Below are 15,743 nucleotides of genomic sequence, written 5' to 3' on the forward strand. Positions count from 1 at the left end.
CCAGAAAACGGCCTCCGGAGTCGGGATCGGTACTACGGCGGTACTGGGGGCGGCACGGCAGGGGCGGCGGATGTGCTCGCCGCATCGGCACGCAGGCACAATGTAGTGGCGCGAGCACACATAGTGGCCATTTGGCCACGCAGAGTAGTAGCGTTTCTCGGCGCCGGGCCGGCCACCGCCGGCCTGCCGGACGCATGACAGGGGAACCAGGCCGTGAAGGTGCTCAGCGTGGTCGGCGCACGTCCACAGTTCGTCAAGCTGGCACCGGTCGCGTGGCAGCTGGCCCTCGGCGGCGACGAGCACCTGATCGTGCACACCGGACAGCACTATGACCACCTGCTGTCCCGGTCCTTCTTCGACGAGCTCGGCATCCCGCTTCCCGACGTGAACCTGGAAGCCGGCTCGGCCGGCCAGGCCGCGCAGACGTCCCGGATGCTCGCGGCGCTCGATCCGGTACTCGCGCGAGAGCGCCCGGACTGGGTGCTGACCTACGGCGACACCAACTCGACCCTCGCCGCCACGCTCGCCGCGGCGGCACAGGAACTGCCGATCGCGCACCTGGAGGCGGGCCTGCGGTCCTTCGACCGGACGATGCCCGAGGAACGCAACCGGCTCGTGGCCGATCACCTGGCCGACCTGCTGCTCGCGCCGACCGCGGTGGCCATGACCCAGCTGGCCGCCGAGGGCCTGGCCGCTCGCTCGCTGCTGGTCGGCGATCTGATGGTGGACACGCTGCGGACCATCCGGGACCGGACGGCGCAGCCGGGCGAGGAGCGGCTCCCGCCGTTCCTCGCCCGGCATCCGGGGCCGTATCTGCTCGCCACGGTGCACCGGCAGGCCACCACCGACGATCCGGACCGGCTGGCCGCGGTGGTGGCCGCGCTCGCCGCCTGCCCGAAGCCGGTCTGGCTGCTGGTGCACCCGCGGCTCGCCGCACGATGCCGGCAGTTCGGCATCGGCCTGTCGGGAGGCTCGCTACGGGCGGCCGACCCGCTGCCCTACCGCAGCATGATCGCTGCGCTGGCCGGAGCCGACGGGCTGATCACCGACTCCGGCGGTCTGCAGAAGGAGGCGTTGATCCTCGGCGTCCCGTGCAGCACCCTGCGCGCCGGGACGGAGTGGCCGGAGACGCTGCACGACGGCTGGAACGTCCTGGTGCCCGATCCGCGGGAGCTGCCGGGAGCGGTGGCCAGACCGCGGCCGGCCGGCGAGCCGCCGACGCCCTTCGGTGACGGTGCGGCCGCCGCCAGGATCGTCACCGAGCTGGCGGCACGGACCGACGCCGGGCCCGTGACGTCGGGTGCGGCGGGGCGGACGGTGACGGCATGAGGATCTGGATCTTCAACCACTACGCGGCACCGCCCGACTGCGCCGCCGGCACCCGGCATTACGAGCTGGGCCGGGTGCTGGCGGCGGCCGGACACGAAGTCACCGTCTTCGCCAGCGGCTTCAGCCATTTCAGCAGGCGCGAGGAACGGCTCGCGCCCGGCGAGAAGGTGACCACCAGGACGATCGACGGCGTCCGCTTCGTCTGGGTCCGCACGCTGCCCTACACCAGCAACGGATACCGCCGTGCGCTGAACATGGCCCAGTACGCGGCCCGGGTGCTCACCGCGCAGCGCCGCCTGAACCGGCCGGACGTGATCGTCGGCTCATCGGTGCACCTGGCCGCGGTGCTCGCCGCCTGGCTCGCCGCCCGCCGCCGCCGGGCCCGCTTCGTCGTCGAGGTGCGCGATCTGTGGCCGCAGACACTGATCGACATGGGGGCGCTGCGCGCGAACGGGCTGCCTGCCCGGCTGCTGCGGCTGGTCGAGTCGTTCTGCTACCGGCGCGCATCCGCAGTGGTCTGCCTGTTGCCCGGCGCCGCCGGCTATCTGACGGCCCACGGCGTCCCGGCCGACAAGATCCATTACGTGCCGAACGGGATCAGCGACTTCCCCCGGCCGGAAGGTCCGGGCCGGACGACCGGCCCGGACGTTCCGGACCGCGCGGACCCCGCGGACCGGGCCGCGGACCTGATCGACCGGATCAGGCGCTTTCGCAAGGACGGTTGTCTCGTCGCCGGCTACGTGGGCTCCCACGGTCCGGCCAACGGGCTGGCGACCGTCGTCGAGGCCGCGGCCGAGCTGCGGGCCGCCGGCCGTCCGCGCGTCGCCGTGGTGCTGGTCGGCGACGGCCAGGAGAAGGCCGCGTGCCAACGCCTCGCGGACCGGCACGGCCTGGACGACGTGCTGTTCTGGCCGCCGGTGCCGAAGCAGGCGGTGCCGGCCGTGCTGGCCGAGCTGGATGTGACGCTGTTCTGCCTGCGCGATGTCGCGGTCTTCAAGTACGGCCTGAGCAGCAACAAGCTGTTCGACTACCTGGCGTGCGGCAAGCCGGTGCTGTTCGCGAGCAACGCGCCCGGCGGCCCGGTGCGCGAGTCCGGCGGCGGCCTGTGCGTCCCCGCCGAGTCACCGGCGGACATGGCGGACGCGCTGGCCGCGCTGGCCGCGATGAGCGAGACGGAACGGGAGCGGATGGGCGAGCGCGGCCGCCGCTGGGTCTACCGGCATCACGGCATGACCGCGTTGGCGGACGCGTTCCTCACCGCGGTGTCGGAACCGCGGACGGAGGAGCGGCGGTGACGCTGCACATCGTGGGCGCGGGCGGCTTCGGCCGGGAGACGCTGGACGCGGTGCGGGCGACAGCCACGGCGTCCAAGGTCGTCTTCGTGGACGAGCACCCGGCCGCCGCGACGGTGGACGGCTGTCCGGTGCTGCTGCCCGGACAGGTGGCCGCGACGGACGGGCAGCGGAACGATTTCGTGGTCGCGATCGCCGACGCCGGCGTGCGCCGCAGGCTGGCCCGGCGGTTCGAAGAGCGCGGCCTGCGAGCGGCGACCGTGATCGACCCGCGTGCGGTTGTCTCCCCCGGCGCCAGGATCGGGCCCGGCTGTGTCGTCCTCGGTCAGTCGTTCATCTCCACCGGGACCGTCCTCGGCGCCCATGTCCAGGTCAACTACCAGGCCAGCATCGGTCACGACACGGTGCTCGAGGACTTCGTGACGATCCTGCCGGGGGCCAACATCGCCGGCAGCGTGACCGTCGGCGCCGGGTCCACGGTGGGCAGCAACGCCGCCGTACTGCAGGGCCGGCGGATCGGACCGTCCGTCATGGTCGGCGCCGCGGCACTCGTGACCCGCGACGTCACCGCCGGTCAACTCGTCGTCGGCATCCCCGCCAAACCCCGCTGACCGACCGGACCACCGGATCGGCCACCGGTCTGCCGGCCCCGCACCGCAGGACCGGCCGGATCGATCACCGATCTGCCGACCCTGTACCGCAGGACCGGCAGACCGTCCCTCATGGACGGCGCCGCGGCACTCGTGACCCGCGACCTCACCACCGGTCAACTCGTCGCCGGCATCCCCGCCGAGGAGGCCCGCTGACCGACCGAACACCCGGATCGGCCACCGATCCGCCGGCCCCGTACCGCAAGGCCGACAGACCGGACCGTCCCTCATGGACGGCGCCGCGGCACTCGCGCCCCGCGACCTCACCACCGGTCAACTCGTCGCCGGCATCCCCGCCGAGGAGGCCCGCTGACCGACCGAACACCCGGATCGGCCACCGATCCGCCGGCCCCGTACCGCAAGGCCGACAGACCGGACCGTCCCTCATGGACGGCGCCGCGGCACTCGCGCCCCGCGACCTCACCACCGGTCAACTCGTCGCCGGCATCCCCGCCGAGGAGGCCCGCTGACCGACCAGGCCACCAACACCGGCATCGGCACCGGCACCAACAACCTGCCCCGGTCGGCCGGCGCCGATGGCCAGCCGGGGTACACCGGACCAGAGCGCCGGATCCGTCACCGATCTGCCGTCCAGCAGCGCGGTGATCCCCGGCAGGTCGGCCGGGGAGATCCGGGCGTACTCCCGATGGTCGGCCTGCACGATCGCGACGTCGCACGGTTCGCCGAGGTGGTAGGGCCGAAGGCCGAGCGCGGCCAGCTCCGCGTCGTCGTACAGCGGGTCGTGCGCCAGTGGGACGGCGCCGTGCTCGGCCAGTGCGCGGGCGACGGGCAGCGCACCGGTGAACGCCGTCTCCTTCACCCCTCCGCGATAGGCGACGCCCAGCACCACCGCTCGCTTGCCGCGCAGGTCGCCGGCCAGCTCGGCAAGCATCCGGACCGCCCTGGCGGGCATCGCGTCGTTGATCTCACGGGCCAGCACCGGCAGCCTGGCCTCCGGGTCACCGGCCGCGTACAGCCACGGGTAGACGGGGATGCAGTGGCCGCCGACCGCGATTCCCGGCCGGTGCAGATGGCTGAACGGCTGGCTGTTCGCGGCCTCGATGATCGGCAGCAGGTCCAGCCCGGCGCTCTGCGCGAAACCGGCGAACTCATTGGCGAGCGCGATATTGACGTCGCGGTAGGTGGTTTCGGCCAGCTTGGCCAGCTCGGCGGCCTCCGCCGAGCCGAGATCCCAGACCCCGTTCGGCCGTGGCAGGTCGGGCCGCTCGGTGAAGGACAGCACGGAGGCGTAGAACTCGGCCGCGCGCTCACCGCTGGCCCGGTCGATGCCGCCGACCAGTTTCGGGTACCGGGCGAGGTCGGCGAAGACGGTGCCGCTGGAGACCCGTTCCGGACTGTGGCAGACGCCGAAGTCGGTGCCCGGGCGCAGCCCTGACGCGGCCGCGAGCCGCGCCGCGATCCGCCGCCGGGTGGTGTGCACGGGGAGCGTGGTCTCGACGATCACCAGGGATCCGGGGGACAGTCCCGCGCCGACCGCGTCGGTGGCCGCGTCCAGCGCGCGGTGGTCCGGCCGCCGGTCGGAGCCGATGACCAGCGGGACCACGATGACGACCACCTCGCTGCCGGCCGCCGCGGCGGTGGTGTCCGTGGTGGCCCGCAGCACGCCCCTGCCCGTCACCTCGGCGAGCCGCACGTCCAGCTCGGGTTCGCCGGGGAACGGCGGCACTCCGGCCGACACCCTGGCCACCACCTCGGGATTGATGTCGGCGCCGGTCACCTGGTGCCCCGCGGCGGCGATGGTCACCGCGAGGGGCAGCCCGATCTTGCCCAGGCCGACGACCGTTACCGCGGCCATCAGAAGAACCTCCGTGAGCCAGGGGCCAGCACATAGCCCGCGACCAGCACCGGCAGCACTCCGTCCGGCCCGGCCGGGGGACCGGCCGGCGCCGCCGCGGACGGCGGTCTCTGCCGGGGAGTCTTCGGGGCCGCGGTGCGGTCGGTGTTCGGCTGGGCCGGGACCACGGTGGCCGCCGGCCCCGTGCCGGGCCGGACCGGGTTCGCCGTCCTGTCGGTGGCCGGCACCTCGACGCCGGCCCACGGCGCGGCCAGGATGGCACTGGTCACCTCCACCACCTCCGCACCGGCCCGCATGGTCACGATGCCGTCGTCGTTGCCGCGTACGGCGTCCACCAGGCCTTCGAGCTGGATCCGCAGCGGCTCTTCGGTGCCCACCTCGCACGGCGTCGCCCGGTCGTCGGCCGGTGACGTGGCGGAGCCCTGGTCGCAGCGGTACAGCCGGAGCGTCCGGTCCAGCAGGTCGCCCCGCAGGCAGCCGAGTTCGCCGGTCACCGTCACCAGTCGTTCCTTGACCGGGGACAGCCAGTTGACCAGGTGATTGACCACCGTGCCGTCTTCCAGCACGCCGGCCACCGCCGCCATGTCCTCGTGGCCGCTGCCGTCCAGCACCTGACTGGTCACCGCCGACACCTTCAGATACGGCGACCTCGCGATCCACCGGGTCAGGTCGATGTCGTGGCTGGCCAGATCCAGGATCACGCCGACGTCGCGGATCCGCTGCGGGTACGGTCCCTGGCGGCTGGTGGTGATCTGCCGCACCGCGCCGATCTCACCGCGCCCGATCCGCTCCCGCATGGCGCGGACCACCGGGTTGAACCGCTCGATGTGCCCGACGCAGCCGACCAGACCCGCCCGCTCGAACGCCGCCGCCAGCGTCCGGGCTTCCTCGGCGCTGGCCGCGAGCGGCTTCTCGATCAACGTGTGCACACCCGCCTCGGCCAGCCGTGCGCCGATCTCGGCATGCGCCATCGTCGGCGCGGCCACCACGCAGATGTCCAGGTCCAGCGCGAGCATCTGGTCCAGGTCCGGCAGCACACGCAGGCTGGGCGCCGCCGCGCCGGCAGACCTGTCCGGATCGCAGGCCGCGACCAGGTGTACGCCGGGCATCGCGGCCAGGACCCGGGCGTGGTGCCGACCCATCGTGCCGAGGCCGCAGACCCCGGCGCGCAGCGGGGTCACCGGTCACCCGCCGGCATCAGCTGGGCCATGGCATCCGGCGCCGCCGTGGCCCGGCCGACCGCGGCGATCACCGCGTCGGCGATCTCGGCCACCTCGCCCTCGGTCAGCCGGTGGTGTGCCGGCAGCGAGAGCATCTCCTGGGCGACGGCCTCGGTCACCGGCAGTGCGGCGGCGAGCCCGGTGCCGTGGTCCCGCCCGGCAAAGAGGGGCTGCCGGTGTACCGGCGGGAAGTAGATCCGTGCCTCGATGCCCTGCGCCAGCAGGTCGGCGAGCACCTGGTCGCGGATGCCGGGAAGCAGGCAGGTGTAGAGCAGCCAGGTGCCCTGGGCATCGGGTGCCTGATGCGGCGTGGTCAGGCCGGGCAGCCCGGTCAGCCGCCGGGTCAGCGATCCCGCGATCATCTGTTTGCGCCCCAGGATGCCGTCCAGCTTGCGCAGCTGCACCCGGCCGATCGCGGCCTGCATCTCGGTCAGCCGCCAGTTGTAGCCAAGGCTCTGATGCCGGTACAGCCCCGTCTGACCGTGGTTGCGGAGCAGTTTCAGCCGCTCCGCGACGCCCGGGTCGTCGGTCAGCACGATGCCGCCCTCGCCGGTGGTGATGTTCTTGGTCGGGGTGAAGCTGAACATCGCGGACCGGCCGAAGGTGCCGACCGGCCTGCCCCGGTACTCGGCGCCGGCCGCCTGCGCGGCGTCCTCCAGCAGCGGCACGCCGGCCGCGGCGCACACCCGCGCCAGTCCGTCCAGGTCGCCGGGCTGCCCGGCGTAGTGCACGGTCATGACCGCCCGGGTGGCCGGGGTGATCCGGGCCGCGACGGACACCGGGTCGAGGTTGAACGTCCGGGGGTCGATGTCGGCGAACACCGGGGTGGCCCCGACGTGGCACACCGACGTCGCCGTGGCGACGAAGGTCATCGACGGGACGATCACCTCGTCGCCCGGACCGATGCCCTCGGCGAGCAGCATCGCGTCCAGCGCGGCCGTGCCGGTGCAGAACGTCACACCGAACCGCGCCTGATGCCGGTCGGCGAACTCCTGCGCGAAGGCCTCGTTCTCCGCGCCGTTGGTGAGAACGCCGCTGCGCAGGACCCGGCGTACCGCCTCCCCTTCCTCCTCACCGAGGTCGGGACTGGCAAGCCGGATCCGGACGTTGCTGTCAGGCACCTGTGGGCATCCTTTCTGGTTTGCGGGCGATCGGATCGCCGTCGTGGTCGGCGGTGGCTCCGCCCCGGGCCAGGACCGTCCACACGGTGAGGCACAAGATGGCGAGGTCGAGCCAGAAGCTCTGGTGGAACACGTAGCGCAGGTCCCACTCGATGCGCTCCGGCCAGCTCAGCTGCTGGCGCCCGTGCACCTGTGCCAGGCCGGTCAGTCCGGGGGTGGCCCGCAGCCGCTGCTGCTGGCGGTCGGTGTACCGGCGTACCTGGTACGGCAGCGTCGGCCGCGGCCCGACCAGGCTCATCTCTCCGCGCAGCACATTGACCAGCTGGGGCAGCTCATCGAGGGACGTCCGGCGCAGCACCCGGCCGACCGCGGTCACCCGGGCGGCGTCCGCGCCGCTCGGTGTCGCCGAGCCGCCCGGGACATTGCGCATGGTGCGCAGTTTCAGCAGAACGAACAGGCGGCCGTCCCGGCCCACCCGCTGCTGCCGGAACAGGACCGGCCTGCCGTGCGCGAGCAGGTGGGCCAGCGCCGCGAGCAGGAAGAGCAGCGCGGCCGGGACGAGGACCAGACCGACCACGACCAGGTCCAGTACTCGCTTGCCGCGGTACGACACGCGGTGCGGCACCCGGTTGCCGGGCCGGGCGGCTCCGGGAAGCGTGGCGGCTTCCGGATTCGCCGAGCCCGACCGGTACTGGCCCGGTACGAGCGGGGCGGTCACCTGCTGGCCTCCGCTCTTCCGGGCTGGCCGGGCAGCACGGCCTGGCCCGACCGCACGGGGCCGGGTGCGGCGACGAGCTTCTCCAGGGTCGCGCGTACCTCGTCGGGATCGGTGAGGTGACCGATGCCGGTGATGTCATCGGGGTCGAGCGCCGGCACCGGTACCTGTCTGACCAGCGGATGTCTCGGCCGGTGGTCCGGTTCCCCGGCGCCCAGCAGGTCCTCGGTCAGCTTCTCGCCGGGCCGCAGCCCGGTGAAGACGATCTCGACCCGCCGCGATGCCGCGCCGGCCATCCGCCGCGCGAGGTCGACGATGCGGACCTGCTCTCCCATGTCCAGGACGAGAACCTCGCCGCTCTGCCCGACGGCCACGGCCTGCAGCACCAGTTGGACGGCCTCGGTGGCCGTCATGAAGTACCGGGCGACCTGCGGGTGGGTCACCGTGACCGGGCCGCCCGCCGCGATCTGCGCGGACAGCGAACCGAGCAACGAGCCCCGGCTGCCCAGAACGTTGCCGAACCTGACGGACACCCAGGTACCGGGGAACTGGCCGGCCATGTGGGCGGTGAGCCGCTCGGTGAGCCGCTTGGAGGTGCCGAGGACGCTCACCGGGTCGGCGGCCTTGTCGGTGGAGACGTTCACGAACGACCGCACACCGCAGTCCGCCGCTGCTTGCAGCACGTTCAGCGTGCCGGCCACGTTCGTCTTCAGGGCCTCGGCCGGATAGCGCTCCAGCAGCGGCAGATGCTTCACCGCCGCCGTGTGGAACACGATCTCCGGGCGGTAGTGCGCGAAGACCTCGCGGATACGGGAGACGTCTCTGATGTCGGCGAGCACGATCTCGTCGGAATCGAGCAGCGCACGTCCGTGCAGGGCGAGCTGGATCGCGTGCAGCGCCGATTCGTCCCGGTCGAGCATCACCAGCGAAGCCGGACGCAGCTGTTGCAGCTGGCGGCACAGCTCCGAACCGATCGACCCGCCCGCGCCGGTGACCAGGATCCGACGTCCGGTGAAGTCTCCGGCAGCCGACCTCAGGTCCAGCCGGACCGGCTCGCGGCCCAGCAGATAGGTGATCCGCGGGTCCCGGACGTCGTCGATCCGCGCCGATCCGGCGACCAGTTCGTGCACGGGCGGGATGACCTTCGTGATCAGGCCCGCCGATTCGGCCAGCGTCGACAGTTCACGGATCACCCGGCCGTCGCGGCAGCCCCCGGCGATCGCGATCACCATGACCGTCGCCCTGGTCTCCGCGGCGACCTCGGCGAGCCGCTCCCGCCCGCCGCGCACGCGGATGCCGCAGATCCTCAGCCGGCGTTTGCGGGGGTCGTCGTCCAACAGGGCCACCGGTTGGTACTGCGCGCCGGGCTGGCCGATCAGCCGCTGCACCAGTTGGGTTCCCGCACTGCCCGCGCCGAACACGATCATTTTGACGGCGGTCGGCGCGGGCCGTCTCGGCCTGCGCCGGACGGCCGCGACCGCGGCCCGCACGATGATCATCCCCAGCACGGCGACCACGGCGGCGATGCCGGCGACGGCCGGCCTGTCGCCCACCAGGGGGACCCGGACCAGGCAGAATCCCTCCAGGCACAGGCCGGTCAGCCCCCCGGAGAGCAGCACCGCGGTCAACTCGGCGCCGCCTCCAGCCTGATAGCGCCCGGAGTAGAGCCCACACGCCGCCCCGGCCAGTACCGCAGCGGCCCATGTGACGGCACAGACCACGACCAGATCGCCGGGTCCGGCCGACGGGCCGGAAGCGCTACCGGTGGCCAGACGGGCAATTAACAGGCCGCATGTCCAGGCGATCGCATCGGCGGCGGCCCGCGCCACCGGCCCGCGACACCTGACAGCGACGCCGGACCAGCCGCCCGTCCGGGCGCGGCCCCCCGATGCGGTGTCGAACGCCACCGGACGGACCGCTGTCAGCTCGTCGTCACCGACACAATCCCCATGCAAGGTGAACCCCGATCAGACGGATGTCATTTGCCGGAGGTCTATTCGGGCATTTCGCCGACAGCATGTCCACGGACATTGCCGCGTCTTTCTGGGTGGCCGTCAAAATTCTTTTATCGCCGCGGAGTCGATTCTCCCGAAAATAGGATTTCGCACCCCCCGGGTGGACGAATACCGCCACGCCTTTCTTGAGTATGCGCGGGATTCGCCGACATATTGAGGAGCGCCGCACACTTTCAGTAGTCGCCTGATTACTGATGGTAGTCTCTGCGGGCCGCACGGCTCCGACTGTGCACGGGTGAACCCAAGCTAGGAGGGCGAGACGGGTATGACGCTGCGGAGTTTCCTCGGACTGGTCAGAGATCGCTGGAAGCTCATCGTCGTGGTGACCCTGCTCGCGGGCGCGGTCAGCGTCGGCCTGACCAAACGGACCGCCCCGGTGTACTCCTCCAGCGTCACCTTCGTCGTGTCCGCGCCGGATGACTTGTCCAACGTGATCCAGGCGTACCAGGCCAATCTGCTGTCGCAGCAGAAGGTCGAGATGTACGCCAACCTGCTGACCAGCCCGATGCTGGCCAAATCGGTCGTCGAGGAGGCCAGGCTGCCGATCCCGGCGAGCGTGGTGCAGGCCGGCATCTCCGCGCATGTGGTCCCGCAGACGGTTCTTCTGCGAGCGACCGTGACCAGCGACTCGGCGGCGCGGGCGCATCGGATCGCACGCACGATCTCGGTCATCTTCCCGCGGCAGATCGGCGAGTTGGAACGCCCGGCCAAAGACGCGACCCCGCCGGTGTCGATCCGCGTGGTCGGGCAGCCGAGCTACTCCTCCGTGCCGGTGTCGCCGAAGCCCGTGCGCAACCTGTTCGCCGGGCTCGGGCTCGGGCTGCTCGCCGGTCTGACGCTGGCCTGTGCCGCGCGCTCGCTGGACACCTCGTTGAAGACCATCGACCAGCTCGGCAAGTCGCTCGGCGGCAAGCCGGTCCTGGGCGTCATCCCGTACGACCGGGAAGCCCGAAGCCACCCGGTGCCGATGGGTGCCCAGCTGGGCGGCGTGCGGATGGAGGCGTTCCGCAAGCTCCGGGTCAATTTCGAGTTCATGCAGGTGGACAGGTCCCGCAAGGTGTTCATGTTCACCAGTGCGCTGCCGGACGACGGGAAGAGCACCACCGTGTGCAATCTCGCGGTCGCGCTCAGCCCGGGTGGCACCCGGGTCATCATCGTCGAATGCGACATGCGGCGACCGCAGGCCGGCAGGTACCTCGGGCTGCCCGGCGGCGCCGGCCTGACGGACGCGCTGCTCGGCCGGGCCGAGCTGGACGACCTCATCCGGACCGGGGCCGCTGACGCGGTCGACATCCTGACCAGCGGCACGCTGCCACCCGACCCCGCCGACCTGCTCGGCTCCCGCAGGATGGCGGAGCTGATCGAGGAACTGCGTTCGCGTTACGACGTCGTACTGCTGGACATGCCACCGACGCTGGCGTTCGCGGACGCCACCGCGGTGGGCCGGTACTGCGACGGCGCGATCGTCGTCGCCCGGTACGGCAAGACCCGGGCCGAGCAGGTGCGCCAGGTCACCGAATCGCTGACGTCCGTCGGCACTCCGGTGCTGGCCGGGGTCTTCTCCATGGCGCCGCCCCGACTGGTCGCCGGCAGCGGCAACTACTACGCCTACCAGCGCCGCCGTTTCGGCCTCCGGATCGGCAGAGCGCCTCTCCTGCCAAGGGCGAGAGCCGGTGCGCAGGCCCTGAGCGGCGGCGCCCCGGCCGGAAAGGGACCACGATCATGACGACCGTAACGCCGCTCGGCCAGGCCAAGACCGATCCGGGATCAGCCGCCGCGGCACCGGCCGTGCCGCCCGCACCGCCGCTGGTGCACCCGACCGCCGAGGTGGAGCCGGGTGCGGTGGTCGGCACGGGAACCCGCGTCTGGCATCACTGCCAGGTCCGTACGGGCGCACTCATCGGCCGGGAATGCGTGCTCGGCAAGAACGTCTTCGTGGACGGCGGCGTGACCGTCGGCGACCGGGTGAAGATCCAGAACAATGTCTCGCTGTACCGCGGCGTCCGGCTGGCGGACGAGGTCTTCGTCGGCCCCGCCGCGGTCTTCACCAATGATCTGCGGCCACGGTCGGCCGGCGAGTGGCAGGCGCTGAACACCACGGTTCACGACGGGGCCTCGATCGGGGCAGGCGCCACCATCGTGTGCGGCACCGAGATCGGCGCTCGGGCGATGGTCGGCGCCGGCGCGGTGGTCACCCGTTCGGTGCTCCCCCATCAGCTGGTCACCGGCAACCCCGCCCGGCCGCGGGGCTGGGTGTGCCGCTGCGGGACCGTGGTCTCCCGGGCCGCCACGCCGCCACCGGACCTCGACTGCGGCGCGTGCGCCGACGATCCTTCCGGTGCCGGCCTCGCCGACGGCGGAGCGGTCCGGTCCGACGAAAGCCGGCACCGGGTCCGGATCAGCGCGCCGATGCTGGGGGCCGATGAGGAAGCGGCGGTGATCGCCGTGCTGCGGTCCGGCAGGCTGGCCGCGGGCCCCCGGGTGGCGGAGTTCGAGAGGGCGTTCGCGGCCGCGCACGGATCCGCGCACGCGATCGCGGTCAGCAGCGGGACGACAGCGCTGATCGCGGCCCTGCGCGCGTACGACATCGGCCCGGGCGACGAGGTGATCACCGCGCCACTGACCTTCGGTGCGACGCTGAGCGCGCTGCTGGAGGTGGGCGCCACCGCCCGGTTCGCCGATGTCGGCGACGACTTCCTGCTGGATCCGGCTGCCGTCGCCGAGGCGATCACGCCGCAGACCCGGGCGATCATGCCGGTCCACCTGTACGGCCTCCCGGCGGACATGCCGGAGCTCACCCTGCTGGCCGAACGGCACGGGCTCGCCGTGATCGCGGACGCCGCGCAGGCACACGGCGCGCTGGTGGCCGGGCAGTCCGTCGGTGCCGCCTCGACGGCGACCTTCTCCCTGTACGGCAGCAAGAACATCACCTGCGGCGAGGGCGGCGTGGTCACCACCGAGGACGACCGCATCGCCGACCGGCTACGACTGATCCGCAATCACGGCATGCGCGATGCCTACGAACACGTGATGCCAGGGTCGAACTACCGGCTCACCGAGATGCAGGCCGCGATCGCCTCCGTCCAGCTGGGCAGGCTCCCCGAGATCAACCGTCGCCGGGCCGCTCATGCGGCCCGGCTCACCGCCGGCCTGGCAGGCATCCCCGGGCTCGTCACCCCCCGGCAGCCGGACGGCCGGCTGCACGTCTGGCACCAGTACACGATCCGGCTCACCAGCCACGCGCCGGCCGACCGCCAGACTCTGATCAAGGCCCTGGACCAGGAGAACGTCGAGGCCCGGGTGTTCTATCCGCGGCTGGTCTTCGACTACGACTGTTACCGCGACCATCCCCGGATCATCCGCGGCGACACTCCCCGTGCCGATCTGATGACCGGCGAGGTGCTGTCCCTGCCGGTTCACCCCGGACTGACCGACGCCGATCTCGACCATGTGGTGACGACCGTGAGGCAGGCCCTGGGCGTCTGACTACCTGGCGCACGGCCTGCCGGACACCTTGGTGACCTGCGGCCTCACCAACGGCTGTACGGGCACCGTCGGGGGGCGGTCCGACGCCGGTTCCAGCAGACGGATGACCAACTCACGGGTCTGACCGGGCATGAGCTCCAGCTGGGTGCCGAGTACCGGGTGACCGCGCTCCTCGGTGGACGACAGCATGAGCTGCCGCCCGTCCAGGGTCCCACCGGTGAACTGCGCACCCGAACTGGCATACAGCGAGAGCCAGATCCGTGTGGACCCGTGCGGATGCGGGTGCTTGGGATCATCGGACCGGTAGGTGACGTAGGCGGGCAGGCCCGCGGTGGGGGCCGCGTTGGTCAGCCTGATCCGCACCTCGCTGGGACGGGTACCGTCCTGGCAGGGACCGAGTTCGTACGTCAGTGACCGGCCCAGGTAGTAGTCCAGCTTGTTTCCCGCGGTGTTGTTGACCACGAGGTAGGCGAGCGGGCCCTTTCTCTCGGAGATGTCGCCCGCCAGCCCGCCTTCCTCCAGCGCCGCCTCGGTGGAGGCGTCATCGCTCCATACCCGCAGCCGGCCTTCCTCGGCGTTCTGCCGCAGCGCCTGGAGGAGGGCCACCGGATCGTGGTCGCGATGCAGCAGGGCAGCGGCGACCGACTGCGCGACGTGCACCAGGAAACGCTTGCGTTCGGTCTTGTCGTCGTACAAGGCGTAGGAGGTGCTCTCGGTGAGCTCCACGGTGTTCGCCGCCGTCAGCTCTTTTCCGTCCGGAAGCCGAACCGGCCCGGTTGCCCGGAGTACACGGGCAAGCCCCACCGGGTCGGTCGCGATGGCCCCGTCGAGCCGCCGGCCCGTGTGTCGCTGCCACAGGCCGACCCAGATCCGCGCCGCATAGGGAAAATGGGCGGAGAGATTGGAATTGGCCACGCCCTGCGCGCTTTCGGCGGCGCCGTAACGACGGTCGAACTCCGGCCCGAAACGCGCCACGGGGGTGTCGGTATAGGGCAGCACGTCATTCGACGCGAAGTCGTGCAGGGTGATGCGGCCGCGGTCGACGGTCACGATGCCGAAGGACCCCACGAGCCCACCGGTGCCCCGGGCCTCGGCATTGGTCTGGAAGGCGAGGAAGTAGGAACGCGGCCCGGAGGCACCCAGGAACGGCACCAGCAGTCGCGTCGTCGCCCCCGCCCTGGAGACCGAGCCGGACAGGCGCGTCACCCCGTCGGACAGCTGCTGCCGTGCCGTGTCGAGACGGTGGACCCCGGTCGAGCGGGGCAGGCCGCCCAAGTCCGCCCGGACGTCGGTCAGCCGGCCTTGCACACCCTCCAGCAGGCGCGCGACGGCCGAGAGCCGCCGCAGATCGACAGCGTCGTCGTGCACGATCTGCCCGGACTCGAACATCCGCTGCAGCCGCACCGCCTCCGGCAGCACTCCGGTGGCCATCTCATCGGCCGCGACACCGAGTCCCCGGGCGGTACGCAGCGGCGGGCCCAGCAGCGGGAGCTTCTCGGCCACGTGCCACACCGGCGCGGCGGTCGCCTCCCGGGCGGCCGCCGTGTGTTCCCGGACGGAGCGCAGAGCCTCGTCCGAGGGCCGGCGATGCCCGACCGTCTCGGCAAGCAGTCGCCGGCCCGCCGCCTGAGCCGCGGCCAGATTGCTCTGGACCGTGCGGACCTCCCACAGCAGCCAGCCGGCGAACACGGCTGACACCAGACCGGCAGCCCCGGCGCCCCGGAGGATCCACCGGCCGAGCGGACGCCTCCTGACCCGAGGAAAGACAGCCAGGCCCGGCAGGCGGGCCCGCCAGGAAAACGGCTTCACTTCGCACCTCGCCCTTGCCTCGAAGGAGATCTTCCGCCACCGGCCGCGGCATTCGGGCCACCTCGGTTCACCTCAGTAATGACGGTCACCAGAAGGCGTTGCAATGCTCACCGCGTCGGATTGCCGAATTCGACCCGAACGGCCCAGTGAACGGGTCAGGTTCTCGATCATGCAGCGCGGCAGCTTGATCTACGTCCCGTTTGTCGGCCTTAGATAGATGGCGAAACGGCTGCCGCTGGGGAGTGCGGCCCTGAACCGAATTCGAAAGGAGAGTGATCGAAGATGACGGC

General features: G+C 71.9%; 11 protein-coding genes. 5 read left to right on the plus strand and 6 right to left on the minus strand.

The window, feature by feature from the left end; all coding sequences use genetic code 11:
* Positions 1 to 213: 213 nt before the first annotated feature.
* From wecB to ACIPSA_RS22910, 3 genes are read left to right on the plus strand one after another with little or no spacing between them, the layout of a single operon-like run.
* Positions 214 to 1,329 carry a non-hydrolyzing UDP-N-acetylglucosamine 2-epimerase gene (gene wecB, locus ACIPSA_RS22900; RefSeq protein ID WP_402637821.1) on the plus strand — a complete coding sequence of 372 codons (1,116 nt, stop codon included), beginning with the start codon at positions 214 to 216 and terminating at the stop codon, positions 1,327 to 1,329.
* Positions 1,326 to 2,624, plus strand: a complete 1,299-nt coding sequence (locus ACIPSA_RS22905; protein ID WP_402637823.1) for a glycosyltransferase family 4 protein — start codon at positions 1,326 to 1,328, stop codon at positions 2,622 to 2,624. The genes wecB and ACIPSA_RS22905 overlap by 4 nt, the downstream gene beginning before the upstream one ends.
* Positions 2,621 to 3,232 (plus strand): acetyltransferase, encoded by a 612-nt coding sequence (locus tag ACIPSA_RS22910; RefSeq protein WP_402637824.1) that lies wholly within the window; start codon positions 2,621 to 2,623, stop codon positions 3,230 to 3,232. Before ACIPSA_RS22905 ends, ACIPSA_RS22910 begins: the two co-directional genes overlap by 4 nt.
* Before the next feature lie 469 nt (positions 3,233 to 3,701).
* Here the strand turns inward: ACIPSA_RS22910 and ACIPSA_RS22915 are convergent, their stop codons facing one another.
* From ACIPSA_RS22915 to ACIPSA_RS22935, 5 genes are read right to left on the minus strand one after another with little or no spacing between them, the layout of a single operon-like run.
* Positions 3,702 to 5,087: a nucleotide sugar dehydrogenase gene (locus ACIPSA_RS22915; protein ID WP_402637825.1), complete on the minus strand. Its 1,386-nt coding sequence runs from the start codon at positions 5,085 to 5,087 to the stop codon at positions 3,702 to 3,704.
* Positions 5,087 to 6,268, minus strand: coding sequence for a Gfo/Idh/MocA family oxidoreductase (locus ACIPSA_RS22920; RefSeq protein WP_402637826.1), 1,182 nt, complete (start codon positions 6,266 to 6,268; stop codon positions 5,087 to 5,089). The genes ACIPSA_RS22915 and ACIPSA_RS22920 overlap by 1 nt, the downstream gene beginning before the upstream one ends.
* Positions 6,265 to 7,428: a DegT/DnrJ/EryC1/StrS family aminotransferase gene (locus tag ACIPSA_RS22925; RefSeq protein ID WP_402637827.1), complete on the minus strand. Its 1,164-nt coding sequence runs from the start codon at positions 7,426 to 7,428 to the stop codon at positions 6,265 to 6,267. The genes ACIPSA_RS22920 and ACIPSA_RS22925 overlap by 4 nt, the downstream gene beginning before the upstream one ends.
* Positions 7,421 to 8,146, minus strand: coding sequence for a sugar transferase (locus ACIPSA_RS22930; RefSeq protein WP_402637828.1), 726 nt, complete (start codon positions 8,144 to 8,146; stop codon positions 7,421 to 7,423). The genes ACIPSA_RS22925 and ACIPSA_RS22930 overlap by 8 nt, the downstream gene beginning before the upstream one ends.
* Positions 8,143 to 9,972, minus strand: a complete 1,830-nt coding sequence (locus ACIPSA_RS22935; protein WP_402637829.1) for a polysaccharide biosynthesis protein — start codon at positions 9,970 to 9,972, stop codon at positions 8,143 to 8,145. The genes ACIPSA_RS22930 and ACIPSA_RS22935 overlap by 4 nt, the downstream gene beginning before the upstream one ends.
* Before the next feature lie 451 nt (positions 9,973 to 10,423).
* Here ACIPSA_RS22935 and ACIPSA_RS22940 point away from each other — a divergent pair, with 451 nt between their 5' ends.
* Complete coding sequence (locus tag ACIPSA_RS22940; RefSeq protein ID WP_402637830.1) at positions 10,424 to 11,884, plus strand: polysaccharide biosynthesis tyrosine autokinase; 1,461 nt, start codon at positions 10,424 to 10,426, stop codon at positions 11,882 to 11,884.
* The gene (locus tag ACIPSA_RS22945; RefSeq protein ID WP_402637831.1) at positions 11,881 to 13,644 is read left to right on the plus strand and encodes an aminotransferase class V-fold PLP-dependent enzyme; all 1,764 of its coding nucleotides are present in this window, start codon (positions 11,881 to 11,883) and stop codon (positions 13,642 to 13,644) included. The genes ACIPSA_RS22940 and ACIPSA_RS22945 overlap by 4 nt, the downstream gene beginning before the upstream one ends.
* Here ACIPSA_RS22945 and ACIPSA_RS22950 read toward each other — a convergent pair whose 3' ends face one another.
* The gene (locus ACIPSA_RS22950) at positions 13,645 to 15,333 is read right to left on the minus strand and encodes a DUF4012 domain-containing protein (protein ID WP_402637832.1); all 1,689 of its coding nucleotides are present in this window, start codon (positions 15,331 to 15,333) and stop codon (positions 13,645 to 13,647) included.
* Positions 15,334 to 15,743 lie beyond the last annotated feature (410 nt).

This window comes from Streptomyces sp. NPDC086549 (assembly GCF_044746205.1).
Classification (GTDB): Bacteria; Actinomycetota; Actinomycetes; order Streptomycetales; family Streptomycetaceae; genus Streptomyces.